Below are 26,412 nucleotides of genomic sequence, written 5' to 3' on the forward strand. Positions count from 1 at the left end.
CCGATGGCGCGTGACTACTACGAAGTGCTCGGTATCCCGCGCGGCGCGGGCACCGACGAAATCCAGCAGGCGTACCGCAAGCTGGCGCGCAAGTATCACCCCGACGTGAATAAGGACCCCACTGCGGAGGACAAGTTCAAGGAGGCCAACGAGGCCTACCAGGTGTTGTCCGACCCGGACACTCGGAAACGTTACGACCGATTCGGTGAGGACTTCCGGCGTGTGTCCGAGGACTACGACGAACGGGTCCGGGCCGGCGGCGGGGGCAGAAGGGTGCACTTCGGTCGAGGTTTCGGTGGCGAGGGCGCCGTCGACTTCGAGGACCTCTTCGGGCAGATGTTCGGCGGCGCCGGCGGGTACGGGCCGATTCCCGGTGCCGACCAGGAAGCGGAACTGGAACTGACTCTGGAACAGGCGTATCGGGGCGGCAAACGCACACTCAGACTGGACGGACGCCAGTACGACGTCGACATTCCCGCCGGTGTCCTGGACGGCCAGAGAATCCGGCTGGCCGGGCAAGGCGGGCGGAGCAACGGTGACGCGCCGCCCGGGGATCTGTACCTGGTGGTGCGGATCAAGCCGCATCCCCGGTTCCGGGTACAGGGCCGGGACATCTATGTGGACCTGCCCGTATCGCCATGGGAGGCGGTGCTCGGGTCGACCGTCGTCGTTCCCACCCCGGGTGGCGAGGCGAAAGTCAAAGTGGTACCGGGCTCGTCGACGGGAAGGAAGCTGCGGCTGCGCGGAGAAGGAATGCCCAATCCGCGTGGCCCCGACGGCAACCTCTACGCCGAGATCAAGGTGATGGTGCCGTCGAAACCGACAGCACGCGAGCGCGAGCTGTTCGAGCAGTTGGCCACCGAATCGAACTTCGATCCGAGGAAAGAGACATGAGCACCCCGAGCCCAGTCACCCGGTACGTATTGGTTCGCCGTCCCGGATTGTCGCCAGATGCCTTCGCCGAACGTACCGGGCTGCACCCGGACCTGGCACGAAGGCTTGTGGCGCTCGGCCTGCTCGACGCCCACCGAGACGCCGGCGGCGAGATGTCGTTCCAGCCATCCGAAGTGGCCCATGCCGCCCGCATCCAACGGCTGCGGACCGGTCTGGGCCTGAACTACTCGGCCATCGGGCTCGTACTCGATCTGCTGGATCGAATCGAGAAACTCGAAGCAGCTTCCCGCGGAAGGAGGGCACCCCATGGACACCGGCAGCCTGACTGAAAGGTCACGAGAAGCCCTGCAGGAAGCCCGGAATGTAGCGACCAGAATGGGTCACACCGAGGTCGACGGAGAGCACCTGCTGCTCGCGTTGGTCGATCAGCGGGAAGGGCTGGTACCCCGACTGCTCGAGCAGGCCGGCGCCAACGTCGACGCCCTGCGATCCGATCTGGAACGTGAACTGTCGCATAGGCCGAAGGTCAGCGGCCCCGGCGCGACGCCCGGACAGGTGATGATCACCCAGCGCCTGGCCAGGCTGCTCGACGCCGCGGAACGGGAGGCGAAGCGACTCAAGGATTCCTACGTGTCGGTGGAGCATCTCGTGATGGCGCTCTCCGAGGAGGGGTCGGCCACTGCGGCAGGCAGGGTCCTCGCCAATCATGGGGTCACGCGAGAGTCCTTCCTCGCCGTATTGACCAAAGTGCGCGGCCATCAGCGCGTCACATCGGCGACCCCGGAAGGGGCCTACGAGGCGCTGGAGAAGTACGGACGCGATCTCGTCTCCGAGGCCCGGGTAGGCAATCTCGATCCGGTCATCGGCCGAGATGCCGAGATCCGCAGGGTAACGCAGATCCTGAGCCGGAAGACGAAGAACAATCCAGTGCTGATCGGCGACCCCGGCGTCGGTAAGACCGCGATCGTCGAGGGCCTCGCCCAGCGGATAGTCCGCGGCGACGTGCCCGAGGGCCTGCGCGACAAGACGATCTTCTCGCTCGACATGGGTTCCCTGGTGGCCGGCGCGAAGTATCGCGGCGAGTTCGAGGAGCGACTGCAGGCGGTGCTGTCGGAGGTGAAGGCGGCCGAGGGGCGCATCCTGTTGTTCGTCGACGAGCTACATACCGTTGTGGGCGCGGGATCAGTCGGCGGCGACGGGTCTCTCGACGCAGGCAACATGCTCAAGCCGATGCTCGCCCGCGGCGAACTACACATGATCGGCGCCACCACTCTCGACGAATATCGCAAGCACATCGAATCCGATGCGGCACTGGAGCGTCGCTTCCAGACCGTTCTCGTCGACGAGCCCAGCGTCGAGGATGCGATCTCGATTCTGCGCGGACTTCGGGAACGCCTCGAGGTGTTTCACGGCGTGAAGATCAAGGACGGCGCCCTGGTCGCCGCCGTGACCCTCTCGCACCGGTATATCACCGACCGCTTCCTTCCGGACAAGGCGATCGACCTGGTCGATGAGGCATGCGCTCGGCAACGCACCGAAATCGACTCGATGCCCGCCGAACTCGACGAGCTCACCCGGAAAGTGACCCGGCTGGAGATCGAAGAGGCCGCGCTGTCCAAGGAAACGGACGCGGCCAGCAAGGCGCGCCTCGAAGAGCTGCGCAAGGAGCTGGCCGACCTACGGGCCGAGGCCGACGCCAGGCACGCTCAGTGGGAGGCCGAGCGGCAGGCGATCCGGCGGGTGCAGGAGCTGCGGGGAGAGCTGGAACGGTTGCGCCACGAGGCCGAGGAGGCCGAGCGCAACTACGACCTCAACCGGGCCGCCGAGTTGCGATACGGCGAGATCACCGAGCTGGAACGCAGACTCAGGGCGGCGGAGGAGCAACTGGCCACCAGGCAGGGCCGGAATCCGTTGCTGCGTGAGATCGTCACCGAAGACGAGATCGCAGAGATCGTGGCCGCATGGACGGGTATCCCGGTCGCCCGGCTGCAGGAAGGCGAGCGGGAGAAGCTGTTGAAGCTCGACGAGATTTTGCACGAGAGGGTCGTCGGTCAGGACGAGGCGGTGCAACTGGTCGCAGACGCGGTGATCCGGGCGAGGTCGGGTATCCGTGACCCACGCCGGCCGATCGGTTCGTTCATCTTCCTGGGCCCGACGGGCGTGGGAAAGACCGAGCTCGCAAAGACGCTGGCCAGTGCCCTCTTCGACAGCGAAGACAACATGGTGCGGCTGGACATGAGCGAGTACCAAGAGCGGCACACGGTGAGCAGGCTCATCGGTGCGCCCCCCGGGTACGTCGGCTACGACGAGGGCGGCCAGCTCACCGAGGCGGTACGCCGCAAGCCGTACTCCGTCGTACTCTTCGACGAGATCGAGAAGGCCCACGCCGACGTCTTCAATACCCTGCTGCAGGTGCTCGACGACGGCCGGATCACCGATTCTCAGGGCAGGCAGGTCGATTTCCGGAACACGGTGATCATCATGACCTCCAACATCGGATCCCTGTATCTCCTCGAGGGAGTCACAGCCGACGGCGAGATCAAACCGGATGCCCGGGAGCGGGTGCTGGCGGAGCTGCGCGGGCACTTCCGCCCCGAATTCCTCAACCGGGTCGACGACATCGTGTTGTTCACCCCGCTCACGCTGCCCCAGATCGAGCACATCGTCGAGCTACAACTCACCGACCTTCGGAACAGATTGTCGCAGCGGCAGATACATCTGGATATCACGCCGGAAGCGCGCCGGCTCATCGCCGAACACGGTTTCGACCCGGTCTACGGCGCGCGGCCGCTGCGGCGGTACATCGCCCACGAGGTGGAGACGAGGATAGGTCGTGCACTGTTGCGCGGCGAGATCGAACCGGGTGGCACCATCCGTGTCACGGTGGCCGGCGACGAACTCGCCGTCGCGTATGCGGAACCCGCCGTCGCGGCGGCCTGAGAAGAGGTGTCGTCGTGGGATCCGAAATGGTGAAGTGCCCGAACTGCGGCAAGGTCAACAGGGTGGCGGCGGCCGGGGAAGGAAAACCGCGCTGCGGGAACTGCCACGAGCCGCTGCCCTGGATCGCCTCGGCAGGGGACGACGACTTCGCGGAGGTCGCCGAGAAATCCTCGGTGCCTGTGCTCGTCGACCTCTGGGCGACGTGGTGCGGCCCGTGCCGCATGGTCAGTCCGGCGCTCGAGCAGCTCGCCAGGGAACGCGCGGGTCGAATCAAGCTGGTGAAGATCGACGTGGATGCTGCGCCCAGGACGGCCGAACGATTCACCGTCCGCGCCGTACCGACTCTGCTGGTGATGGACCGAGGCGAGATCCTGGCTCGTCAGGCGGGCGCCGCTCCGGTACCACAACTGCGCACATGGCTCGACCAGGCGCTTTCGGAAAAAGCAGGCAAGGAGACGAAGCCATGACATCTGTCCATGTCGACCCACACGTGACCGCGATCCGTCCCGTCGTACCCCGGACTCCGCAGGGCTGCGAGGAATGTCTTCGCCTCGGCACCCCCTGGGTACATCTGAGGCTGTGCCTGACGTGCGGACACGTCGGTTGCTGCGACTCCTCGCCGGGAAAGCACGCGAGCGCGCACGCTCACGCCATCGGCCATCCGATCGTCCAGTCGATGGAGCCAGGTGAAGATTGGCGCTGGTGTTATGTCGACCAGAACCTCGTCTGAGGACGCCGCTCCCGTCCGCGACATTCCGCCGCTCGACGAGACTCCCGATGAGCTCGGAGGATACCCGCGGCTGACGGACGACCAGGTCGCGACACTCGAGGTCGGTGGCACGCGTCGAGCGGTTCGCCCCGGCGAGCTGCTCATCCGAGAGGGCGCACCCTGCAACGACTTCTTCGTCATCCTCTCGGGCAAGGTCGCGATCATCGACGAGGGCGACGGAGACGGCGAACGCCGGATACTGCGCGTGCACGGTCCCGGCCGATTCCTGGGCGAGCTCGGACTGCTGGAAGGCCAGGTGGCGTTCTTCACCGCCGAGGCGATCGAGGACGGCGAGATACTCGTCGTCCCGGCCGACCGGGTGCGCCAGCTGGTTTCCCACGATCCCGTGCTCAGCGATCTCATCCTGCGCGCCTACCTGGTGCGGCGGCACCTGCTGATCGGGCTCGGTTCGGGATTCCGGATCATCGGCTCCTGCTATTCACCGGATACGTTGCGGCTTCGGCAGTTCGCCATTCGAAACCGATTGCCCCACAGATGGATCGATGTGGAGCAGGACGAACGGGCGGAGCAGCTGCTGCGCAGCCTGGACGTCGCCCCCGAGGACACCCCCGTCGTGATCTGGCACGGCGAGAAGGTGCTGCGCAATCCCACGAATGCGGAACTCGCCCGCATCGTCGGGCTTCCGGTCCCGGACTCGGTCCACGACGCGGCCCAAGACGTGTTCGACCTCGTCGTGGTGGGGGCGGGACCGGCCGGTCTGGCCGCGTCCGTGTACGGCGCCTCGGACGGGTTGAACACGGTGACACTGGAGTCGTTCGCCGCAGGCGGCCAGGCAAGTACCTCCTCACGGATCGAGAACTACCTCGGCTTCCCGGCAGGGATCTCCGGGGCCGAATTGGCGGAGCGAGCCGTGATCCAGGCCGGCAAGTTCGGCGCCCGCATCCTGGTGTCGGCGGAGGTGACCGGTTTGGGGTCCGAGGACGGCCACCACGTGCTCCGGCTGGCGGACGGCGGCACGGTTCGCGGCCGGGCCGTCGTGCTCGCCACCGGGGCGCGATACCGCAAGTTGGCGGTTCCGGGAATCGAGGTACTGGAGGGGACAAGCGTGTACTACGCCGCAACCCATCAGGAAGCGCGGATGTGCGGCACCGACCCGGTGGCCATCGTCGGCGGTGGAAACTCCGCCGGACAGGCCACCGTTTTTCTCGCGGACCGTGTCTCCCACGTTCACCTGCTCATCCGCAGCGGTGACCTCGGAAAGAGCATGTCCCGGTACCTCGTCGACCAGATCGAGCGCCATCCGCGCGTGACCGTCCACCGGCATACCGAGATTCGCGAGGTCCACGGTGAGAAGTACCTCGACCAGATTGTGGTCGAGAACAATCAGACGGGCGAACAGGACACCCTCCGGGTACACGCCTTGTTCGTCTTCATCGGCGCGGTGCCGCACACCGGGTGGCTGGCCGACGCGATCGCACTCGACGACCACGGCTTCGTCCTCACGGGCATGGACGCGGTCTACGCCCGTGAAGACGGCAACCGGCGGACTGGCGACCGGCCGTCGAGGACGCTCGAAACAAGCCTGCCCGGCCTGTTCGCTGCCGGTGACGTCCGCACCGGCTCGGTGAAACGTGTCGCCTCCGCTGTCGGTGAGGGAGCGATGGCGGTTCGCCAAATCCATGAATACTTCGACAGGAGCTGACGACATGCCAGTGATGGGTACCGTGAAATTCCAGCAATTCTTCCGGGCAGCGGCCGGCCTGCAAGTCGACCGGAACGACCTCAAGCGCTACACGGATTTCATCGACGACAAGATCTACGATCTGATCCTCATCGGCAAGGCCTCGGCAAAGGCAAACCTGAGGGACGTGATCGAACCGTGGGACCTGCCGATCACCAAGGGACTGCAGGAGAGCATCCACCGGTTCGAGAAGCTGGATGAGGAGATCGAACTACATTCTGTGCTCGATCAACTGGCGGCCCGGCCGCCGTTGGACATGGCCCTTTCCGAGGCGACCGAGCAGCGGCTGCCGCTGATTGCCGGAGGCTTGAGCGTGGCGCTGGCGCACACATTCGTCACGATCGAACCGGACCGTAAGAACCCCGGGACCGCCGAATGGAACGTCGCCTTCGACATCTTCCATCTCCTGCTCTGACCACCGCCCCCGCCCGGCGAACCAGTAGACCGCCGCTGGCCGTCGCGGCGGCGATCGTGCTGCTCTATGCCCAGTCCGTCAGCCGCATCATCCGGCTCACCATAGACGATGTCCTCGACGCCGACGGCCATGTGCTGCCGAACCTCGGCGAACCACCATCACCGGTCCCCCGACCGGTCGCCGAGCTGCTGCTGTCCTGGATCGACCAGCGCGCCAACATGAACACCGCCACCAATCGCGACTCCCGCTGACTGTTTCCCGGCCGTCGCGCCGGCCAGCCGATGCACCCCACGACCCTCAGCGACCTGATCAACGCCCTCGGCGTTCCCACCCGGCCGGGCCGGGTCAGCGCCCTGCATCAGGACGTCCTCGAACTCACGGGGCGGTCGTCGCCGAAGCGCTCGGCTACCACCACACAACCACCCACGCCGCCGCCCAGGCCGCCGCGACCTGGGGCCGCTACGCCACCGGCCCTCGTCCCCGGAAACCGGCTGGCTGGACACCTACTCGCGACAGTTGATTACGAGAGCCTGCCAGTCATCAGGGCGATCTTCCGTCGTGAGGTCTCCGGACCTGCGTCGACTCGGGAATTTATCTGCGGCAGAGCTTTCGCAGGCTGCCTTCATCGGATATTGCCGCTGCAAAGTGGTCACGCGCCCGCGACTCTTGGGCGGAGCGACGTCCGGCCAGATATTCCCAACCGTGGGATTCGACATTCTCCGAACTACAGTTCGAACGCCCGAATCCGAAGAGGTTTGTCGATGACCCGCACCACGCCACCCCGAGCCGTCGATGTCGCGGCCGCGTGTCCCGCACTGGCGCCGCTGGCTCGTCCCGCGACCCGGCTCCACCCGCGCAGCGGCACACCGTCGGTATACGACAGTTCGATCGGCGGCCCTTTACTGTGGCCGACCGACGAACCGTGGCCGCACTGTCACGGGCCTCACAACTGGGACTTCTTAACCAACGCGTGGAATCCCCACGAGCTCAACCCGTTACAGTCGCTAGTGGATGCGAAGCTGACGCGACACGATCCCGAACCGTGGCCGTCGGTGGCCGATGTCCCGAGTGCCATGTTGTCAGCAGTGCCGCGTGACATCTGGGAATTCGAAGCCAGCGGGTTTGATCTCGACAACCTCAACCTCCCCCCGTCTCAGCCGTTGGCGGGTCGGTGGAAGCCGACGGCCCATGTCCCGAATGCCATGTTGCCGGTAGCGCAACTTTATACGCGTGACGTCCCCGGGTTACGTCCGCCACCGGGCAAGGATCTGCTGCAGATACTCTGGTGCCCATTGGACAACGCCGATGCCATGCCCGAGACCGCGCTGGTGTGGCGCACCGCCGCCGACGTCACCGACATCCTGAACACCCCACCGGTACCGACAGCGGTGGAATACGGCTACGACTACATACCCTTGCCATGCACGGTGGAGCCGGAACGCATCATCGAATACCCGAGCGACTTCGAAGAACTCGGCGGCGAGCCGCTGGAGCAAATGCGACAGTGGGCGAGCAGGCAGCACACCGGGATCGATCCGGATGACATCGAGAGCTGGTTCATCGACAACATATGCGTTGCACCCGGGTGGAAGGTTGGCGGCCATATCCGGTGGGGCACCACGGACCCCTTTCCACAGCCATGCCCCACCTGCGGTACCGAGACCGAACCGCTGCTCACCGTCGCCTCGTCCGAATGGGACGCCGGAACCCACAGCTGGATACCGTACGAAGATCAGGCCCTCGCAGGCGATTACAGCACGACCACAGGCCCCGACGTCACAATTGCTCGCGGTTACAACATGATCCTTCGCGTCTGTCCAATCTCACCCGATCACCCCCACATCCAACTGATGCAGTAGGCCCGTAGCAATGGCCAACCAGTCAGCCCGATGGCCACTGACACATCGCCCGCCGTGACATCGACATCCGCGAGAAGACCCTGTCGCGGATAGTCTGCGAAACCTGCGCCCGCTGAACCGATCACACGGCCATCACCGCACCCTCGGTTCCGGTCACCCGCCGGTAGCCGTGGTTCACGGCTGGGTCCTGGGGCGTAGATTTGGGTTGTCTCCACCGCTCCTGCTCTCGTGTGGCCTGCGGTCGGGTTGTTCCGGTTCGGTGGGCTCTGACCCGTACATGTCGCAGTTGTCATAGGGATCGTGTTCGATGCCGGTGTCTGCATGCAACCCGACACGATCCCACTGCCATCAAGAAGGAGGTCGAACTCCGCTTCGCCTTCGGTTACGACCCGGGCGAATTCCGCGACACCCTGCACATGCTCGCCGACGGCCACACGGGTCATGGTGGCAGCGAGAACGGCTGCTGTGCTGAGCATTAGCGGAAGTCAGCTGCCTTTCAACAGCACATCGAGGTCGATGCCGTCGGCCATTGTCCGATAACCCTAGGGTTCGGATGCAGCCCGGCCGGCACCCACGCGGCGGAGATCCTCGCGCTTCCCTTCACCATCCACGGCCTGACCTTGGCGAACCGCATTGTGATGTCGCCGATGACCGGCATGCACTACCCGGGCGGAATACCTGGGCCGGACGTCGCGTCGTACGCCACGACGCGGCCTCGGACGTGGGTCTCATCGTCCCCGAGGGCACCTACGTGGGCCACCGATCCGCTGGCGGCAGCGAGCATGGATCCGGCCCGCGGCCAGAAAAAAACCGTGGCAGGTCAGCTCGCGAAGGCGCATTTGGTGTGGCATCTCAGACGTCGGCGAGGACGCCCGAGCGCCTTCGGTGACCGGCGCTCAGCGTGCGAGTGATGCGACGACGAGGTAGGTCACCGCCAACAGGGCGGTGACGATGGCCGGGATCATGTCGGCGAGCTTGTCCTTGGTCCGGACGTGGGTGATGAGCGCCCCGACCATCAGCAGCACGATCGCGACCCCAGCGAGCCGGCCGATCGGATGCCAGCCGATACCGATCAAAAGCCCTGCTGCACCGACGATTTCCAAGGCCCCGATGACTCGGAAGCCGGACACGCGGATCCCGGCGTGGGCTGCGCGTTCACGCATGGCCTGGACGGCGAGCACCTTCGGTGCTCCCACGGCGATCATCTCGAGCGCCAGCAAGGCGGCTAGGGCAATTGATGCGATCGTCATCGATCGCTCCTTTTCTCTCAGACGTGTTGGTCTCCAGCGCGCGGTAGGGGTGCCACTCGAATCCGGGCGAGGAGAACCAGTCCTCGCTCAGCACCAGGAACGGATCGGTCCACTTCCGCCGCGTGGGTCTCGGCACCGCCGCAGCGCGGTCGGCAATCGACGCTTTCCGCACGATCGTCGACGCGTCCTCGTTGACGTGCCCCAACACCAGCTTCAAATGTTGACGGACATCAATATAATGCGCTTTATTGATTACCGTCAACATTTGGTGATGGGGGCTACGCATCAGGTGCCCATCGCGGGGCACGGCAGCGTGAGCGAGCAGTGCGCGACCACGCCGAGTCGGGTGGACGAAGTCATCGATGAGTGCGCCGGCCCCAGGTTGGTCGGCCGTGAATCCTGTCCAGATGCTCAGTTGTCGGGCGCTGTGATCAGGTGATCGAGCGAGCCCTGCAGGCGGCCGCGCCGGATAGGACGCAGGATTCGGGGAATTCCTGGACGATCTCGACATCGAGGGCATCGAGCCGTTGCAGAAAACGGGGCAGGAAACTGAGCGTCACCTTCGTCGCAGTTGCCCTCGCTGGTCAGGCGCCGCGGGCTCGGAGCCCGGCCACGACCATGCCGGCGACGAATTCGGCGTGCCGGCGAACCGCCGCGGGGTCGAGCGGATCGAGTGGGTTCAGCCTCGCCGCCAGCGGGACCAGACTGAACGGCGCGGTAGCGCCGTGCGCAACCAGGAAATGTACGGTGCGGATGTCTTCCTCGGCCAGCACGCCGCGGTCGACGAGCACCTTCAGCGGCGCGGTGATCCGGTGATACAACGGTCCGACGTGCGCGTCGAACAGATACGTCAGTCGAGGCCCCTCGGTGGCGCCTTCGACCGTGACCAGCCGCAGGATCTGTGGGTGGGTGGCGTGCAGTTGAAGGAATTGCACGATCGTCACGCGTACCGCTTCGAGCAGGTCGCGCTCGGCCAACTCCGCATCCACGCTCATGTGGTCGGCGATCTCGCCGAACGCCCAGTCGACCGTGGCGTACCACAGCCTCTCCTTGGAGCCGAACCGCTGATGGACGAGGTTGTGGCTCACTCCGAGCTCGCGATTGAGCGCCGCCACCGAGGTGCCGTCGAATCCGCATTCGGCGAACACTCTCAACGCCGCGGCCAGGATATCGGTCAACGAGGCTGGTGACAGCTCGGCCGGTGGTCGCCCTTTTCGTGTCTGCGTCGCCATCCGCCCAGTTTAGGACAATATGTTGACGATCATCAACTTATATGGTTTATTGATTGCCATCAACTTTTATGACGCGGGACACATGGAGGTGGCCGATGCGCAGAGAAGAACAGATAGTCGGCAACACATTCGCCTATCGATTCGCTGATCCGGCCGCGGACCACGTGCTGCTGGTTCAGCACGGAATCGGCGGTCACGGCGGCATCTACGACAATTTCGCCGCACACTATGCCCGGTTGGGCGCCGAGGTCTGGTGCATGGATGCTCCCGGCCACGGCCGCTCGTGCGTGGACCGGCGCGCTGGCCAGTTCACCATCGAGGAGTGGATCGAAGCGGCACTGCGGCTGACCGATCACATTCGTGCCGCCACCGGGCTGCCGGTGTTCATCAAGGGATCCTCGCTCGGCGCGTCCGCCGCCTACGGCGCCTACGCCGCGTCGCAGGATTTCGCGGGCGCGATTCTGATGGGATTCGCCATCCCGTCCTCACCGCTGATCCCGGCCGAAAACGCCTTCCGCACACACGCGTTCGATCAGATGGTCGCCCTGTTCGGTCCGGCGCTGCGTTTCGATATCGACCAGTACATCGATTTCGACACCGACTACGGGTTCCGCGGCGCGGGCAAGCAGAAGCATCGGGATCCGCTCAACACCTGGACCTACGACCTGGCCTCGTGGGCGTCGATCCTGCGCTACGACCCGGCCGTGCCGTTGTCGGCCAACACCAAACCGATCCTGTTCGCCGTCGGGGAGAAAGATCCGATCTTCACTCCCGCCACGGCCCGGGCCGTCGTCGACGCCACCACCGGCCCCGTCGAACTGCACATTCACCCCGAAGGGGTGCACCAGCTGATGTTGTTCCACACCGCCGACTACGCCGATGTCGTGCGGACCTGGTGCCACAAGCAGCTGCTCGACTCCGCCCCCGAAAAGGACTGACCATCATGACCGCCACCCAACCCATCGGCGTAAACCACCTGGCGATCGCCACCCGCGACATCAAATCTCAGATCGCGTTCTTCACCGATGTCATCGGCCTGCCGCTCAAGGCGCTGTACCGCATGCACGGAGCCGAAGGCGCCTGGCACGGGTTCGTCGAACTCAACCCCACCTCCTACATCGCGTTCGTGTACCACCCCGACAACCCCGACACTCGCGAGCTCGGGGTCACCCACGCCGCCGAACCGACCGGACCGGTCGCGCCCGGTGCCATGCAGCATGTCGCACTGCATGTACGCGATCTCGACGAACTGCTGAGTTTGCGCGACCGCATCCGCAGTCGAGGGATCGTCGTGCTCGGCCCGATCGACCACGGGTTCTGCCGGTCGCTCTACCTCGCGGGCCCTGAGGGTCTGCTTGTCGAACTCACCACCGGCGACGCCATCGACGACCGCGCCTGGATCGACCCGGAAGTGGTCGAGATCAACGGCATCAGCGCCGACGAACTCGAAACCTACAAGCACCCCGCACCATTCGCCCGACCGGCTGAGCCGGTGGCCCAACCGGCCTACGACGAGACCAAACCCCATATGGCCTATCCCGACGAGGTCTACCGGCAGATCATCGCCATGCCTGACGAGCTGGTGTGGCAGATGGCCAGCCAGACCGATCCGCCGGTCCGCCTCGACTGATCGCAGCGACCCCATGGCCGACTGTGCACCGCGCCGTCCCCGCGGTGCACGGCCCACCCGACCGAAAAGGACATCCGCCCCCTCATGAAGCTCGCCAATCTCGACGGCCGTGCCACGCTCGTCACCGATACCGGCATCATCGACCTCGCCAACGCCTCCGACGGCGTCCTGCCCAGCGATCCCGATCAGGCCGTCGCGCACATACGGCAGATCCGCGCTTGGTTCAGCGGCAATCGGCCCCGGGTCGATGCCCGTGTGACGGGCGCACAGTTGCTCGCCGATCTCACGCGGCTCGGTCCGCCGGTGCGTGCGCCGCGCCAGATCTTCGCCGTCGGGCTGAACTACGCCGACCACAGTGACGAAACCGGGCTCGCCCTGCCCGAAAACCCACTGGTGTTCACCAAATTCGCCTCTGCGATCACCGGCCCCGGTGACGTGATCCCGTTGCCTACCGGCACCTGCGACTGGGAGGTGGAACTCGTCGCCGCGATCGGTGTCGGCGGACGTCGCATCGCTACCGAACAGGCCCTCGACCACGTCGCCGGATTCTGCATCGGTCAAGACATCTCCGAGCGTCGATCACAAATGGCCGGCACCCCACCGCAATTCAGCCTCGCCAAAAGTTACGAGCGGTTCGCGCCGATCGGCCCGTGGCTGACCACTCTCGACGAACTCGACGACCCCAACGATCTGGCCATCGAAGCCGTCCTCGACGGCGAGACCGTGCAATCGGGCCGCACCAAGCAGATGATTTTCGACGTCGCCGCGCTGGTCTCCCGCCTGTCAGGCATCTGCGAGTTGTTCCCCGGCGATCTGATCTTCACCGGCACCCCGGCCGGCGTCGGCTATTCCCGCACCCCGGCACGGTACCTCGCCCCGGGCAACATGCTGCGCTCGTCGATCGAGGGCCTCGGCGAGCTGCGCAACCCCTGCACAGTCGCATAGCGACGCGAAGACCTCGACAGACCGGCAACACGGGATGCAAATGCGGCCAGTCACGCCTTCTCCGTCCACACCTGGGTCGCGCCGTGTGCTCGAGTGCCGACCTCGAACACGTTGTCATAAACGCAATCTCGATCGACACCGTCCGCGGCGAAGGACACACGCTCGGTGGTGAGGACCCTGTCGCCGGCATCGCGGGGACAGCTGCACACCAGCGCCCCCTGGTGACCGGCACTGTCGACGTTCTCGAGTATGGAGTATCCCCATGCCGAGCACCTGCCGTGTTCGTCCGCGGTGGAGAGAGTCATCGCGTGTGGCTTCGTTCACTCCTGCGGCGACCGCAGCCAGGAACCATTCGCCGGCCGGGACGCGCGACGCGTGACGGCTCGCTTCGATGCCTTCTTGTCGGCATACGTTATTTCCGGGAGCGTGCGAGCGGTTACCGTCCGCCACGGCGGCGGTTCCGTCTCAGTGACCAGTGATCAGAATCGACGAACAGTTCGCCGGATCGGGGGATTCGGATATGTCAGGGGACTTCTTCCGATCGAATTCTCGGTGAGTGGTCAGTTCGTGGTAAAGGCGGTGAGGTCGCCGGTCAGCACGCCGTCCCGGATCGGCATGCAGGTGTGCGGGAATTCCTGGACGACCTCGACACCCAGGGTGTCGAGACGATCGAGCAGTTCGGGCAGGCGCTTCATGGCGCCGGTCGGCAGATCGTGGATGACGACCAAGCTCCACTGCTGGTTGCTGATCTGGTCGAGACAGCGTCGCACCCACCGGTCGGGCTCATCCCAGTCGTGCGGCATCGCCGACCACAGCACGCAGGTGTAGCGGTGTCGGCACAGGTAATCGATGGCCGGCGTGCTGAACACCCGGCGGCTCAGCACACCACCACCGGCGTAGGGACGGAACAGTTTGCCCGGATGCGCCAAAGGACCCAATAGTTGCTGGGCCGCGCCGATCTCGCGGTCGGGCAGATGCGGATCGTCGCTGTCGCCGAACTGCACCGAGTGGCTCATAGTGTGGTTGCCGATCCAATGTCCCTCGCGGGCAGCGCGTTCCGCCAGCGCACGTTCGTCCTCGCCGACGAGCCGATCACCGATGACGAAGAAACTCGACTTGATACCGCGCTCGGAGAGAACGTCGAGCACCTCGGCCGTCGCCTCGGTCGGCCCGTTGTCGAAACTGAGGGTGAGCTTCACGCGATAGTCCCATCGTTGTTCCAGGCACCCCGGGCGCGCAGTCCCGCCACGATCATGTCCGCCACGAACTCCGCGTGCTGCCGCACCGCATCCGGACCCATGGGGTCGAGGGGGTCGAGCATCCGTGCGAACGGCACCTGGCTGAACGGCGAGGTCCCCCCGTGCGCGACCAGGAAATGCAGACTGCGCACATCGGCGCTGGTCATCACCCCGGCATCGACGAGCACCTTCAGCGGCGCGGTCAGTCGCGTGTAGAGCGGTTGCACGTGCACCTCGAACAGGTAGTCCAATCGAGCGCTGGCCGCCGCGCCCTCCACGGAGACCAGGCGCAGGATGTCGGGGTGGCGTGCGTGCACCTCGAGGAATCGCACGATCGCCAGGCGCGCGGCGTCGAGAACGCCGACCGCGGCCAACTCCAACTCCAGATCGAGTTCCTCGGCGACCGCGCTGAAGGCCCGGTCCACCGCCGCGCGCCACAGTCCCTCCTTGGAACCGAAGCGCTGATGGATCAGATTGTGGCTTACGCCCAGCTCCCGGTTGAGTGCGGCGACGGAGGTGCCCTCGAAGCCCTGCTCGGCGAACATCGCCAGCGCCCGAGCCAGGATGTCGTTCGTCGCGGCGGGTGATTCCTCCGCCGACGAGGGGCGCCCGCGGCGCTTGGCAGTGGTCATGCGGCCAGTCTAGAACAAAATATTGACGATCATCAATTTTTCCGTCTAATCTGGGCTGTCCCAGTTAGTTGATGGTCATCAATTTTAGGAGGATGGACCATGACACGGCAACGTAGCCGTCGACCGCGTACACAGCGATCCGCGCTTCGGCCATTCGGTGTGCTGGCGACCCTGGGCGGGACCGGGCACAACTGGTTCGAACGCTGGGCCGGGGTCGGGGTCTTCTTGGAACCGTGGCTGGGCAGGCGGGCCACCAACGTCCTGTGGGCAGTGGCACCGGCCTTGCTGCTGCGCAGCGCTCGTCCGCGCGGGCGAGCCGACGAAGCGGTACTGGCGTTCAATGCCGGGGTATCGATCGCATCGGTAGTGGTCCACTTCGTGGACTGGCCGTGGTCGCGCCGACTGGGCATCTTCCCTTGGCTGGATGAGGCCGAGGGCATGGAGCAGAATCTGCTGCCTCCCTACAACACGGTGCTGTGGCTGTGGGGAATCGGCGGCGTGGGGGCGGTCTTGACCGAGACACGGCGCGCCGACCTGAAATTCGTCGCGGCCGGTCTGCTCACCGGGCCGCTGCTGCTGGCATCGGCGCGCCACCACTTCGCCTGGGCGCGCGAACAGGCAAACCACACCTCCGGTGAGGACGGCCAGTGGAGTTCGGCGTTCATCGACACCACGGACCGGACCGAGTCCGGTCGGCCCGGATCTGTGCTCGACGTACCGCGCTCCTGATCTGCCCGCCACCTCGCCGCGAACACGGTGAGCGGCTCGACAACGGCACGGCGACCTCCGGAAGGAGACGGCGATGAAACGTGAAGAACACATCATCGGCGACAGCTTCGTCCAGCGATACGCCGACGCCTCGGCCAATCTGTGCTCGAGCCCGCGACCGGCGGCTGCGAACGCAAGCGTAAGATCCTGCGCGTCCTGTTCGTGATGGCCGATGGGAGGTCGGTGAGCCAGTGGATCCCGCGCTCCGGCTCAGTCGGGCTGCCCCGGGTCCCTCGACGCTTCGGACGTCTCGGATCTGCAGTCCCCCTGGCCTGCGATGCGCAGGCTCGGTCGACTTCACCACCCGCGAAACCTGGCGCGAGGCTGTCTCGGAACTGACCGCCAGGGACCACGACGTCCACTTGGACCTGTCCGGCCTTTCGTTCATCGACACTTACGGAACCTCGATTTTGGTAGAAGCCGCCACCCGATCCTCGGAGGTTCGACGAATCGTGGTACATCGGCCCCCGGCGATGATGCTTCGGGTACTCGCGGTGTTCTGGCCCTCTCTACAGACGATCGAGGTAGTGCACACATGAGCTTGCCTGGCGTTACCGACCCATTCGTGCACCCCGCGCTGTTCTACCGCGACACGGCGGAATACCTCGCGGGCACCCTCGGCTTCATCCGCCAAGGACTCGCGAACGGCGAACCGGTCGCGGTGGCGGTCCCCGGTCCCAATCTGTCGCTTCTGCGCACTGCACTGGGCTCCGACGCCGCCTCGGTCCAGCTGATGGACATGACTGTCGAAGGCCGCAACCCGGGCCGCATCATCCCCGGCGTGCTTCGCGCCTTCGCCGACAAGTACCCCTCCGGACGCGTGCGAATCATCGGCGAACCGATCTGGGCCGGACGCTCGTCGCTGGAGTATCCAGCCTGCGTTCAGCACGAGGCTCTGATCAACGCGGCATTCACCGGGCGGGAAGTGAGCATCCTGTGTCCCTATGACACCGAGCGTCTTTCGACCGAGGTCTTGAACGACGCGCACGCTACCCACCCTGTGCTCATCGATCACGCGGGCCGGCGAACGAGCAGCGCCTACGACCCCGACCACATCGTCGACTTCTACAACAGAGAACTGCCCTCCCCACCCGCGGCCTCCGCAACCGTAGCCTTCGACGCGACGTCGCTGCCCCACATCCGGCGCCTGGCCATCGATTACGCCCGCGACGCCGGCATGCCCGAGCACCGCGAGATCGATCTCGAACTGGTGATCGCGGAGACCACCACCAACTCGGTCGTCCACGGCGGTGGGCACGGCAGGCTCACGATGTGGGCCGAGCAGAATCAGATCCGCTACCAGATCAGCGATCAAGGACACATCACGAATCGCCTCGCGGGCCGCCTGCCCGCACAGTCCTATCGCCCAGGCGGCCGCGGGCTGCTGATGGTCAACCAGCTCACCGACCTCGTCCGAATCCACACCACCCCGCACGGCACCACCATCCAGCTCCACTTCGGCTTGGATCGCGATTCGCCTTAGCCCGCGCTCTGCACCCGGCGGCACCGTCCGTGCGCACCAGCACCTTGCGGCGCGCCGACGCCCCAGCCGCTCTGCGAGCCGGAGCGCGCAAGGGCTGTCGGCGGACCGGCCCGTGACGAGTTCACTGCACTTTCGGCCTCGCGAAAGGTCTCGGAGGCAGAACTTTCCACCGTCGCCGCGTGCCGAGTTCGTACCGGACTCGCACCGGCGTCCTCGGTCGGCCGGTCTCAGCTGCCCGGGGAGTCTTGACCCGGCCCCACTTGAATACCCACCACGCACGTGTCGTCGTCGGTATCGGCATCGCTGCCGTCGAGCAATTCGTCCAGGCGCTCGTCCAGGGTTCCGCTGAGCTGTGCCGACCTCACGAGCAACCGTTCGATGCAGTCGTCCAGCAGCCGGTCTCGGCGCTCGATCAGCCCATCGGTGTAGAGCAGGAGAGTGTCGTCCGGCTCCAGTTGCAGTTCGGCTTCCTCGAACGTCGTCTCCGCTACAGCTCCGAGGAGCATCCCTTGGAGCAGGGGCAAGCTGGACGCCTGGCCTGCGCGCACCAGCACCGGCGGCAGGTGGCCCGCGCGGGCCCAGCGCAGGACGCGGGTCTGTGGGTCGTAGAGCCCGCAGATGGCGGTGGCGAAGATGTTGTCGGTCAGGTGGTGGGCCACCAGGTTCAGCCACGTCAGCATCTGCCCTGGACCTGCGCCGGTGGCGGCGAGGCCACGCAGGGCGTTGCGGAGCACCACCATGCCTGTGGCTGCCTTGACGCCGTGGCCGGTGATGTCGCCGACGGACACCAGGATCTGCTTGGAAGGCAGCACGACCGCGTCGTACCAGTCTCCGCCGACGGTGTATTCCTGCTCGGCGGGCCGGTATCGCACCGCTATGCGCAGACCGAACGCCTCGATGGACGGCTGCGCGTCCGGCATGATCGCCTGCTGGAGCTGCCGTGCCAGCTGGCTTTGTTCGGCGGCGTGCTGCTCGGTGTGCGCCAGCCGGTCGCGTGTCGCGGACAGCGCGACCTCGGTCCAGTGTTGCGCGGAGATGTCTTGGTAGGCGCCGCGGATGGCGGCCAGGTGGCCTGCCTCCAGGACCGGTTCGGCGACGATCCGGATGTGTCGGGTCACGCCGTCCGGCCGGATCAAGCGGAAGGCCGTGGAAGCCGAGCGGCGGTAGCGCAGCAAGGTCCGCAGGAACCGGTCGACGGCATTCGCGTCGTCGCCGTGGACGTGCCCCGGCAGTTGCGCGAGCGGGATCGGCTCCGCGGTGGGCGCGAGCCCGTAGAGAGCGAAAAGTTGACTGCTCCAGGTGATCTCGCCGCTTGCGGCGTTCTCTTCGAACCCGCCGACGCGGCCGAGGCGCTGTGCGTGCTGCAGCAGCGCCGCCAGCCGCGCCGTCTCGTCCTCCACCCGCCATACCAGCAGCACGGTGTCGCCGTGGCGGCTGATGCTGAGGGCGGTCGAGACGGTCAGTGGTACTTGGCCGACCAGTTCGGTCAGCATCATTCGGTCGGTACGGTAGGTCTCGCCGGTGGCGAAGACGTGCTCGATCCGCTCGAACAGCTGCCCGTCACTCGCCGCCATGGGGTACGCCTCGAGCAGCAACGCGCCGTTGACCAGGCCGCGCGGACGCCCGGCCGGGTCGACGAAGCAGCTGTTGACGTGGTGGATGCGGAAGTCGGCGAGCGCGCCGTCGTCGCCGAGGTGGGGCAGCAGCACGAGCGCCGGGTCGAAAAGGCCGTCCGCGAGTCGCACGAGGTCCGCGACACCGGGACGGTCCGGCGCCCGCACAGCGGCGAGGTCCGACTCCAAGGTGTGTGCGCACAGCTCGGCCAGTGCCTCCAACTGCCGGTGCACCTGGGGCGGCTGTGGTTCGAGCGGTCGCGGCCAGCACACCTCGAGTACGCCGAGCAGCTTGCCCCCCGCGCCCGCCGGAATCGCCGCCCTGCCGCCTTCGCGGTCACCGATGGACGGCGGCCCGGCCCGGTTCAGGTCATCGATCCATACCGCGTTGCGCTCCATCAGCGCCTGCCGGGCCGGAGTCACCACACCGGGCGGCACGTATCGCCAGCGCTCGGCCTCGTGGGGGCCGATGCCGGCGAAACCGGACAGGGTCAGCGACGCGTCGGCGCCTGCGGACCAGATCGCCACGGCGGTGGCGCCCAGCGGCGTCAGAGCGTGCTCCAGCACCGACTCCGCGACACGTTGACTGTCACCGGCTGCACCGGCTGCAAGCAGCCCGCTTTCGGCCGTACGCAAGCGCACGGCCGCGGATGGCTCTCCCGGTGAGGCGGCGCGCAGCAAGAACTCGCCCACCACCGCGCTGACCTTGTCCTGGGCCGACTGGTCGACCAGTTCGGCAGCCAACTCGAGCGGTGTGATGCCCGCTCGCTCGGCGAGGGCCTCGAGTTGCCGTGCCGCCTGCGCGGGCCCGCAGTGCAGCCGTTCGACCAGAACGCCCTTGGCCATCTCGATCAGCGCGCGTCCGTCGGCGGTGGCCTGGGCCTGTTGGATTTGCGCACGCAACCGCTCTACGGTGGCCGCGAGGCGGTGGACCGCGGGGCCAACGGGCGAGTGAGCGTCAGCTGCCGCGCCGGCCTCGGTGTAGGGGTTTTCCAGGTCGGTCATCAGGCATCCAGCCAGTGCTGGATGCACGCGATCAAAGCGTCCGCGTCGACCGGTTTGGTGACGTAGTCGTTGGCTCCGGAGGCGAGGCTCTTCTCGCGGTCGCCCAGCATCGCCTTGGCTGTCACGGCGATGATCGGCAGGCTCTCGTACCGTGGCATCTCGCGGATCGTCGCCGTCGCGGTGTAGCCGTCCATCTCGGGCATCATCACGTCCATCAGGACCAGGTCCGTCTCCGGGTGGGCGATGAGCTTGTCGATGCCCTCCCGCCCGTCCTCCGCGTGTAGAACGCTCATGCCGTGCAGTTCGAGGATGCTGCTGAGCGCGAAGAGGTTGCGGGCGTCGTCGTCGATGATGAGCACCGTGCGGCCGGCGAGCTTGCCGTCCGGCCGCTGTGGCGCCGGGGCGGATGCGTCTTCGCGACGGACCAAGGGCAGCATGTCGCCGGGTGCCTCGGCGGTGACGTGCAGCGCGATCCGCTCCCGCAGATCGTCCAGGCTGGACAGCAGCTCCAGCGGCTGGCTTGTGGCGCGATGTTGCAGCATGCGTTCCTGCTCGGCGTCGAGCCGGCGGTTGTGAACCAGTACCGGGACGCTTCTCAATGCGACGTCCCCGTCCATCGTCTCCAGGAACCGCAGCGCGGCGCCGTCGGGCAAGTCCAGCTCGAGCACGACGCAATGGAACGCTTCGGCGGCCATCGCCGCCACCGCCTCTTCCACCCCCACCGTAGTGACGACCTGAACCGGACCACGCGGGTCGTTGCTGTCGGCCAGTTCGGCGACAGCGCTTTGCGCGACCAGCGACAGCAGGCCTTGCGGGCGCTCTTCGACGACCAAGAGCCTGCGGTGCTGTTGAGGTGTGGGAGCAGGGGTGCGCTCCGGCCGACTGTCGGCCTGCTGCGTGTCGTCCCGCTCGCGAGGCGGCGCCTCCTGGAAGTCCGGCCGCGCGACCGGGAGGTAGAGGGTGAACGTGCTGCCCTCGCCCAGCGTGCTTTCGGCGCTGATGGCGCCGCCGAGCAGGTAGGCGATCTCCCGGCTGATCGACAGACCCAGGCCGGTGCCGCCGTACTTGCGGCTGGTGGTGCCGTCGGCCTGCTGGAAGGCGCCGAAGATCGACTCGAGCTGGTGTTCGGCGATGCCGATCCCGGTGTCGATCACCCGGAACGCGACAGCCGGGCCGTGCTGGCGCACTGCTGCGGGCAACTCGCTCGCCTCCGCCGGTTCGATCCGCAGCTGTACCGACCCGGTCTCGGTGAACTTGACCGCGTTGGACAGCAGGTTCCGCAGCACCTGCCGCAGCCGCGAGTCGTCGGTGAGCAGGTCCGACGGCAGGCCGGGTGCGGTCGTGACGCGGAAGCGCAGACTCTTCTGGGTGGTCATCGGCCGGAAGGTGGCCTCGAAGTAGTCCAGCAACTGACGCAACGACACGCGTTCGGGCGTGAGGTCCATCTTGCCCGCCTCCACCTTCGACAGGTCGAGGATGTCGTTGATCAGCTGGAGCAGATCCGAGCCCGCCGAGTGGATGATGCCCGCGTACTCCACCTGCTTGGGCGTGAGATTGCGGCTCGGGTTCTGGGCCAGCAGCTGGGCGAGGATGAGCAGACTGTTGAGCGGGGTGCGCAGCTCATGGCTCATGTTGGCCAAGAATTCCGATTTGTACTTCGACGCGAGCGCGAGTTCTTGGGCACGGGTCTCGAGTTCCTGCCGCGCCTGCTCGATCTGAAGGTTCTTGGCTTCGATGTCGCGGTTCTGCATGGCCAGCAGTGCCGCCTTGTCCTCCAGCTCGGCGTTGGATCGCTGCAGTTCCTCCTGCTGCACTTGCAATTCCTCGGAACGGGCTTGCAGTTCGGTGGTCAGGCGCTGGGATTCCACCAGTAGCTCGTCGGTGCGGGCGTTGGCGATGATGGTGTTGACGTTGACGCCGACCGTTTCCATCAGCTGGTCGAGGAAATCCCCGTGGATGCGGGTGAAGCGGTGCACGGAAGCCAGCTCGATCACGCCGAGGACCTGTTCCTCCACCACGATCGGCAACATGAGCAGGTTCACCGGTGCGGTCTGCCCGAGCCCGGAGGAGATGGTGACGTAATCGCCGGGCACATTCTCCACCGCGATCGTGCGGCGACTGCGTGCGGCCTGGCCTACCAGGGACTGGCCGAAGGCGAACCGCGAAGGGCTGCCCGATTCCTCCGGGCTGCCATAGGAGCTGATCAGCCGCAGCTCCGGCCGCTCGTCGCTGTCGTCGGCGAGGTAGAACGCGCCGAACTGCGCGGAAACCAACGGCACCAGCTCGTCCATGATCAGCCCGGCCACCACGTGCAGGTCGCGTTGACCCTGCATGAGACCGGAGATACGAGCGAGGTTGGTCTTCAGCCAGTCCTGATCCTGGTTGGCCTTGGTGGTCTCGCGCAGCGACTCCACCATCGCGTTGATGTTGTCCTTCAACTCCGCGACCTCACCGGAGGCCTCCACGGTGATGGAGCGGGTCAGGTCGCCCTCGGCGACGGCGCTGGTGACCGCGGCGATCGCGCGGACCTGGCGGGTCAGGTTGCCCGCCAGCTCGTTGACGTTCTCGGTCAGCCGTTTCCATGTGCCCGAGACGCCCTCGACCTCGGCCTGGCCGCCCAGCCGCCCCTCCGATCCCACCTCGCGGGCGACGCGGGTGACCTCGGCCGCGAACGCGGACAGCTGGTCGACCATCGTGTTGATCGTGGTCTTCAACTCGAGGATCTCGCCGCGCGCGTCCACGTCGATCTTGCGGGTCAGATCGCCTTGCGCGACCGCGGTGGTGACCTGGGCGATGTTGCGGACCTGGTTGGTCAGATTGTTCGCCATGGAGTTGACGTTGTCGGTCAAGTCCTTCCACGTGCCCGCCACATTCGGCACGCGTGCCTGGCCGCCGAGCATGCCCTCGGTGCCGACCTCGCGGGCGACGCGAGTGACCTCGTCGGCGAACGCGGACAGCGTGTCGACCATCGTGTTGATCACCCCGGCAAGCGCCGCGACCTCGCCCTTCGCCTCCACGGTGATCTTCTGACTCAGATCACCGCGCGCCACCGCCGTGGCGACCTGAGCGATCGAACGCACCTGGCCGGTCAGGTTCGACGCCATCACGTTGACGTTGTCGGTCAGGTCCTTCCACGTGCCCGACACGCCCCGCACAGTCGCCTGGCCACCGAGATTGCCCTCGGTGCCGACCTCGCGGGCCACGCGGGTGACCTCGTCGGCGAACGCCGAGAGCTGATCGACCATCGTGTTGATGGTCTCTTTCAGCTCCAGGATCTCGCCGCGGGCATCCACCCTGATCTTCTGACTCAGATCGCCACGGGCCACCGCGGTGGTGACCTGGGCGATCGAACGCACCTGCGCGGTGAGGTTGTCGCCCATGACGTTGACCGACTCGGTGAGGTCCTTCCAGGTACCGGAGACGCCCTTCACGTCCGCCTGCCCGCCCAGCCTGCCCTCGGTGCCTACCTCGCGGGCCACGCGGGTGACCTCGTCGGCGAACGCCGAGAGCTGATCGACCATCGTGTTGATGGTGCTCTTCAGCTCCAGGATCTCGCCACGGGCGTCCACTCTGATCTTTTGAGACAGATCGCCCTGCGCCACCGCGGTTGCCACCTGAGCGATCGAACGCACCTGCGCGGTCAGGTTGCCCGCCATGAAGTTCACCGAGTCGGTGAGGTCGCGCCAGGTGCCGGAGACGCCCTTCACATCCGCCTGGCCACCGAGGATGCCCTCGGTGCCCACCTCGCGCGATACCCGCGTGACCTCGTCGGCGAAGGACGACAGCTGATCGACCATCGTGTTGATGGTGTTCTTCAGCTCGAGGATCTCGCCACGGGCGCTCACTGTGATCTTCTGGCTCAAGTCGCCTCGCGCCACCGCCGTCGTCACCTGCGCGATGTTGCGGACCTGGTCGGTCAGGTTGCCCGCCATGAAGTTCACCGAAGCGGTGAGGTCGCGCCACACGCCGCCGACGCCGGGCACCTCCGCCTGACCGCCGAGCCGGCCCTCCGAACCTACTTCGCGCGCGACGCGGGTGACCTCGTCCGCGAACGCGGACAGCTGGTCCACCATCGTGTTGACCGTGTTCTTCAGCTCGAGGATCTCACCGCGTGCGTCCACGTCGATCTTCTGGGACAGGTCGCCCCGCGCCACCGCGGTCGCGACCTGGGCGATGTCGCGCACCTGGCTGGTGAGGTTGCCCGCCATCGCGTTCACCGAGTCGGTGAGGTCCTTCCAGGTGCCGGACACGCCGGGCACCTCGGCTTGACCACCCAGCCGCCCGTCCGTGCCGACCTCGCGCGCGACCCGGGTGACTTCCGAGGTGAACAGCGACAGCTGGTCCACCATGCCGTTGAACACCGTCGCGATCTCGCCGAGCAACCCGTCGGCGTCCGTCGGCAACCGGGTGCCGAAATCGCCGTCGCGCACGGCTGTCAATCCGGCCAGTAGCTGGCGCAACTCGACCTGATCCGCGGCCGTGACAGCCTGCTTCGATGCGGTGCGGGCAGGTGCCGCCGTGTCTGTCATGCTCATCCTCGCTCTGCCCCACCCCATTCGGACGCGATGCCGCGCACGACGGGATCGCCGACCAGCGGTGCTGTGCTGGCTGCTGAACACAGAGACACCCGCGCATATCGCTTTGAAACTATCATTCACGAGACGCGATGCCCGGCGTCCGGTTTCCCGGAACCGATTTGGAAGGGCCCAACGGCCCAGCCCGCAGCAGCATGGCCACCCCGTGCGGGTTGTCGAGAGTGACGGTGGTGGCGGGGTCGCGGTCCAACAGCGCCTGCACCTGTTTGCGCGCCTCGACCTGCCGCAACTTGCCCAGTAGCTCGGCCACCCATAAGGGTCGGTGAGGGGGATGAGAAAATTCCTGCAGGGATTATGGCGGCGGGGTCTACGGCTGCTACTACCAATGACCATCAGGTTCGGCACGCGAAGGGAGCGCTGCATCCAGCCATGCGGCTGTGACGCGTGCGCGGCATGCAAGGGGACGGAGGTCGCCAATGGTAAGCATGCGAGATTGGTCGAGAGAGGGACCTTCGCCAAGGCTCGTTCAATCCAGCTGAGTTGGGCGGGGCACCGCCCCGTGACCGCTTCGCTCAGCGCGCACGGCGGCTACTTAAGACTGGTGTCAGGGCTTTTGCCGCTCACCTGACTTCAGGAACGTCCGCCGGGCATGGGTGGCTATGGGTGGCGCTGTGCGGGTGGCGATTTCGGCCAGGTCTGTGGCGCTGGTGAGTTGGGTGATACTGGCGGGGTGAACGGGACGTGGGAGGCGTGGGGTGGGGTCGTGGTGGCCGCGGTCGCCGCGATACCGGTAGCCGGTCTCGTGGCCTGGTGGCTGGTCGGGCGGCGCGGGTGGCGGGCGGCGCTGTGCGATGTCGGGATGGTGACGGGTACCGCGCCGTGGTTGTGGATGATCCTCACGCCGACCGGAACGGGTCGTTCGCTGAATCTCGTGCCGCTGCGTGATCTGGCCGAGCAACTGGCCGACGACCGGGTAATCGAGCAGTTCGGCGGGAATCTTTTGGTCTTCGCCGCACTCGGCTTCCTGTTGCCGGTGCGCCGACCCTGGTTCGCCCGCTCATACCGCATCCTGTTGGCAGGAGCGGCAGCTTCGATCGCGGTGGAGACTGCACAGTTCGCCCTCGCTATCGGCCGTCACTCATCCGTCGACGACGTACTGTTGAACGCGGCCGGTGCATGCCTGGCCCGCCAGCTCTCACGACATCTGTGGACGTCGCGCGCAATTACCGACCGCTCCGAGCCGGCTTTACCCGAAGAGCCGACACGGGGCATCGTCTCCGAGCGATACGGCGTCCTCCAGCCGACCTTCCCCGAGTAGGGAGATCGTCGAGAAAGTGCGTGGCCGCTGGGGCGATGCCAGCCATCCACGACGAGCTGCCCTGATCAACAGATCCCACACTGGAGACCGATCCCGCTGGATGCGCGGAAATCGGCATGAGCGCGCACTCGAGTTCACTAGAGCCAGCTTGGTGATCGGCCGGGGGAGTGGTTCCGGTGTTGCC

22 protein-coding genes and 1 pseudogene are annotated in these 26,412 nt (G+C 66.3%); 16 read left to right on the forward strand and 7 right to left on the reverse strand.

All coding sequences use genetic code 11. From position 1 onward, the window contains the following. Positions 1–3 precede the first annotated feature (3 nt). The 9 genes and pseudogenes from ACFV2O_RS15630 (at position 4) to ACFV2O_RS15670 (ending at position 8,579) form a co-directional block, all read left to right on the forward strand. Complete coding sequence (locus tag ACFV2O_RS15630) at positions 4–894, forward strand: DnaJ C-terminal domain-containing protein (RefSeq protein ID WP_379252336.1); 891 nt, start codon at positions 4–6, stop codon at positions 892–894. Further along, positions 891–1,219: pseudogene (locus ACFV2O_RS15635) on the forward strand (chaperone modulator CbpM). Before ACFV2O_RS15630 ends, ACFV2O_RS15635 begins: the two are co-directional and overlap by 4 nt. Beyond that, positions 1,201–3,834: an ATP-dependent chaperone ClpB gene (gene clpB / locus ACFV2O_RS15640; protein WP_379252337.1), complete on the forward strand. Its 2,634-nt coding sequence runs from the start codon at positions 1,201–1,203 to the stop codon at positions 3,832–3,834. The pseudogene ACFV2O_RS15635 and the gene clpB overlap by 19 nt, the downstream one beginning before the upstream one ends. A gap of 14 nt (positions 3,835–3,848) precedes the next feature. Further along, complete coding sequence (trxA, locus tag ACFV2O_RS15645; RefSeq protein ID WP_379252338.1) at positions 3,849–4,301, forward strand: thioredoxin; 453 nt, start codon at positions 3,849–3,851, stop codon at positions 4,299–4,301. Further along, positions 4,298–4,564 carry a UBP-type zinc finger domain-containing protein gene (locus tag ACFV2O_RS15650; RefSeq protein ID WP_379252339.1) on the forward strand — a complete coding sequence of 89 codons (267 nt, stop codon included), beginning with the start codon at positions 4,298–4,300 and terminating at the stop codon, positions 4,562–4,564. Before trxA ends, ACFV2O_RS15650 begins: the two co-directional genes overlap by 4 nt. Beyond that, positions 4,542–6,266, forward strand: coding sequence for an FAD-dependent oxidoreductase (locus ACFV2O_RS15655; protein ID WP_379252340.1), 1,725 nt, complete (start codon positions 4,542–4,544; stop codon positions 6,264–6,266). The genes ACFV2O_RS15650 and ACFV2O_RS15655 overlap by 23 nt, the downstream gene beginning before the upstream one ends. Positions 6,267–6,279: 13 nt before the next feature. After that, on the forward strand, positions 6,280–6,720 hold the full coding sequence (locus ACFV2O_RS15660; protein ID WP_379252536.1) for a DUF1931 family protein: 441 nt from the start codon (positions 6,280–6,282) through the stop codon (positions 6,718–6,720). A gap of 56 nt (positions 6,721–6,776) precedes the next feature. Next, positions 6,777–6,971, forward strand: a complete 195-nt coding sequence (locus ACFV2O_RS15665; protein WP_379252341.1) for a hypothetical protein — start codon at positions 6,777–6,779, stop codon at positions 6,969–6,971. Between the two features lie 510 nt (positions 6,972–7,481). Then, on the forward strand, positions 7,482–8,579 hold the full coding sequence (locus ACFV2O_RS15670; RefSeq protein WP_379252342.1) for a hypothetical protein: 1,098 nt from the start codon (positions 7,482–7,484) through the stop codon (positions 8,577–8,579). 896 nt (positions 8,580–9,475) lie between these two features. Here the strand turns inward: ACFV2O_RS15670 and ACFV2O_RS15675 are convergent. Both ACFV2O_RS15675 and ACFV2O_RS15680 read right to left on the reverse strand, forming a co-directional pair. Further along, on the reverse strand, positions 9,476–9,829 hold the full coding sequence (locus ACFV2O_RS15675) for a DoxX family protein (RefSeq protein WP_379252343.1): 354 nt from the start codon (positions 9,827–9,829) through the stop codon (positions 9,476–9,478). A 584-nt stretch (positions 9,830–10,413) separates the two neighbouring features. Further along, positions 10,414–11,061: a TetR/AcrR family transcriptional regulator gene (locus ACFV2O_RS15680; protein ID WP_379252345.1), complete on the reverse strand. Its 648-nt coding sequence runs from the start codon at positions 11,059–11,061 to the stop codon at positions 10,414–10,416. Positions 11,062–11,156: 95 nt separating this feature from the next. Between ACFV2O_RS15680 and ACFV2O_RS15685 the strand changes: the two genes are divergently transcribed. From ACFV2O_RS15685 to ACFV2O_RS15695, 3 genes are all read left to right on the forward strand, one after another. Beyond that, positions 11,157–11,999, forward strand: a complete 843-nt coding sequence (locus tag ACFV2O_RS15685; protein WP_379252347.1) for an alpha/beta hydrolase — start codon at positions 11,157–11,159, stop codon at positions 11,997–11,999. Positions 12,000–12,004: 5 nt separating this feature from the next. Further along, complete coding sequence (locus ACFV2O_RS15690; RefSeq protein WP_379252348.1) at positions 12,005–12,691, forward strand: VOC family protein; 687 nt, start codon at positions 12,005–12,007, stop codon at positions 12,689–12,691. A gap of 84 nt (positions 12,692–12,775) precedes the next feature. Next, on the forward strand, positions 12,776–13,636 hold the full coding sequence (locus ACFV2O_RS15695; protein WP_379252349.1) for a fumarylacetoacetate hydrolase family protein: 861 nt from the start codon (positions 12,776–12,778) through the stop codon (positions 13,634–13,636). A 560-nt stretch (positions 13,637–14,196) separates the two neighbouring features. Here the strand turns inward: ACFV2O_RS15695 and ACFV2O_RS15700 are convergent. Both ACFV2O_RS15700 and ACFV2O_RS15705 read right to left on the reverse strand, forming a co-directional pair. Then, positions 14,197–14,835, reverse strand: coding sequence for a polysaccharide deacetylase family protein (locus ACFV2O_RS15700; RefSeq protein ID WP_379252351.1), 639 nt, complete (start codon positions 14,833–14,835; stop codon positions 14,197–14,199). Continuing rightward, complete coding sequence (locus tag ACFV2O_RS15705; RefSeq protein WP_355079546.1) at positions 14,832–15,506, reverse strand: TetR/AcrR family transcriptional regulator; 675 nt, start codon at positions 15,504–15,506, stop codon at positions 14,832–14,834. The genes ACFV2O_RS15700 and ACFV2O_RS15705 overlap by 4 nt, the downstream gene beginning before the upstream one ends. A gap of 99 nt (positions 15,507–15,605) precedes the next feature. On the opposite strand from ACFV2O_RS15705, the gene ACFV2O_RS15710 reads away from it, so the two are divergent. From ACFV2O_RS15710 to ACFV2O_RS15720, 3 genes are all read left to right on the forward strand, one after another. Then, positions 15,606–16,235 (forward strand): hypothetical protein, encoded by a 630-nt coding sequence (locus tag ACFV2O_RS15710; RefSeq protein WP_379252352.1) that lies wholly within the window; start codon positions 15,606–15,608, stop codon positions 16,233–16,235. A 230-nt stretch (positions 16,236–16,465) separates the two neighbouring features. Then, the gene (locus ACFV2O_RS15715) at positions 16,466–16,813 is read left to right on the forward strand and encodes an STAS domain-containing protein (RefSeq protein ID WP_379252353.1); all 348 of its coding nucleotides are present in this window, start codon (positions 16,466–16,468) and stop codon (positions 16,811–16,813) included. Then, entirely contained in the window at positions 16,810–17,757 is a 948-nt protein-coding gene (locus tag ACFV2O_RS15720; RefSeq protein WP_379252354.1) for an anti-sigma factor RsbA family regulatory protein, read from the forward strand. Before ACFV2O_RS15715 ends, ACFV2O_RS15720 begins: the two co-directional genes overlap by 4 nt. A 227-nt stretch (positions 17,758–17,984) precedes the next feature. Here ACFV2O_RS15720 and ACFV2O_RS15725 read toward each other — a convergent pair whose 3' ends face one another. From ACFV2O_RS15725 to ACFV2O_RS15735, 3 genes are all read right to left on the reverse strand, one after another. Then, the gene (locus ACFV2O_RS15725; protein ID WP_379252355.1) at positions 17,985–20,375 is read right to left on the reverse strand and encodes a SpoIIE family protein phosphatase; all 2,391 of its coding nucleotides are present in this window, start codon (positions 20,373–20,375) and stop codon (positions 17,985–17,987) included. Continuing rightward, a complete protein-coding gene (locus ACFV2O_RS15730; RefSeq protein WP_379252356.1) occupies positions 20,375–24,904 on the reverse strand; it encodes a HAMP domain-containing protein in 4,530 nt (1,509 codons plus the stop codon). Before ACFV2O_RS15730 ends, ACFV2O_RS15725 begins: the two co-directional genes overlap by 1 nt. A 121-nt stretch (positions 24,905–25,025) precedes the next feature. Further along, the gene (locus ACFV2O_RS15735; protein WP_379252358.1) at positions 25,026–25,220 is read right to left on the reverse strand and encodes a hypothetical protein; all 195 of its coding nucleotides are present in this window, start codon (positions 25,218–25,220) and stop codon (positions 25,026–25,028) included. 420 nt (positions 25,221–25,640) lie between these two features. Between ACFV2O_RS15735 and ACFV2O_RS15740 the strand changes: the two genes are divergently transcribed. Further along, a complete protein-coding gene (locus ACFV2O_RS15740; RefSeq protein ID WP_379252359.1) occupies positions 25,641–26,228 on the forward strand; it encodes a VanZ family protein in 588 nt (195 codons plus the stop codon). Positions 26,229–26,412 lie beyond the last annotated feature (184 nt).

The organism is Nocardia sp. NPDC059691, assembly GCF_042733915.1.
GTDB classification, from domain to species: domain Bacteria; phylum Actinomycetota; class Actinomycetes; order Mycobacteriales; family Mycobacteriaceae; genus Nocardia; species Nocardia sichangensis.

Coding starts and splice junctions, on each gene's coding strand:
- ACFV2O_RS15630 (WP_379252336.1), top strand. CDS start 4: ATGGCGCGTGACTACTACGAAGTGCTCGGTATCCCGCGCGGCGCGGGC.
- clpB (WP_379252337.1), top strand. CDS start 1,201: ATGGACACCGGCAGCCTGACTGAAAGGTCACGAGAAGCCCTGCAGGAA.
- ACFV2O_RS15650 (WP_379252339.1), top strand. CDS start 4,298: ATGACATCTGTCCATGTCGACCCACACGTGACCGCGATCCGTCCCGTC.
- ACFV2O_RS15655 (WP_379252340.1), top strand. CDS start 4,542: ATGTCGACCAGAACCTCGTCTGAGGACGCCGCTCCCGTCCGCGACATT.
- ACFV2O_RS15660 (WP_379252536.1), top strand. CDS start 6,280: ATGGGTACCGTGAAATTCCAGCAATTCTTCCGGGCAGCGGCCGGCCTG.
- ACFV2O_RS15670 (WP_379252342.1), top strand. CDS start 7,482: ATGACCCGCACCACGCCACCCCGAGCCGTCGATGTCGCGGCCGCGTGT.
- ACFV2O_RS15675 (WP_379252343.1), bottom strand. CDS start 9,829: ATGACGATCGCATCAATTGCCCTAGCCGCCTTGCTGGCGCTCGAGATG.
- ACFV2O_RS15680 (WP_379252345.1), bottom strand. CDS start 11,061: ATGGCGACGCAGACACGAAAAGGGCGACCACCGGCCGAGCTGTCACCA.
- ACFV2O_RS15685 (WP_379252347.1), top strand. CDS start 11,157: ATGCGCAGAGAAGAACAGATAGTCGGCAACACATTCGCCTATCGATTC.
- ACFV2O_RS15690 (WP_379252348.1), top strand. CDS start 12,005: ATGACCGCCACCCAACCCATCGGCGTAAACCACCTGGCGATCGCCACC.
- ACFV2O_RS15695 (WP_379252349.1), top strand. CDS start 12,776: ATGAAGCTCGCCAATCTCGACGGCCGTGCCACGCTCGTCACCGATACC.
- ACFV2O_RS15705 (WP_355079546.1), bottom strand. CDS start 15,506: ATGACCACTGCCAAGCGCCGCGGGCGCCCCTCGTCGGCGGAGGAATCA.
- ACFV2O_RS15710 (WP_379252352.1), top strand. CDS start 15,606: ATGACACGGCAACGTAGCCGTCGACCGCGTACACAGCGATCCGCGCTT.
- ACFV2O_RS15720 (WP_379252354.1), top strand. CDS start 16,810: ATGAGCTTGCCTGGCGTTACCGACCCATTCGTGCACCCCGCGCTGTTC.
- ACFV2O_RS15725 (WP_379252355.1), bottom strand. CDS start 20,375: ATGACCGACCTGGAAAACCCCTACACCGAGGCCGGCGCGGCAGCTGAC.
- ACFV2O_RS15730 (WP_379252356.1), bottom strand. CDS start 24,904: ATGACAGACACGGCGGCACCTGCCCGCACCGCATCGAAGCAGGCTGTC.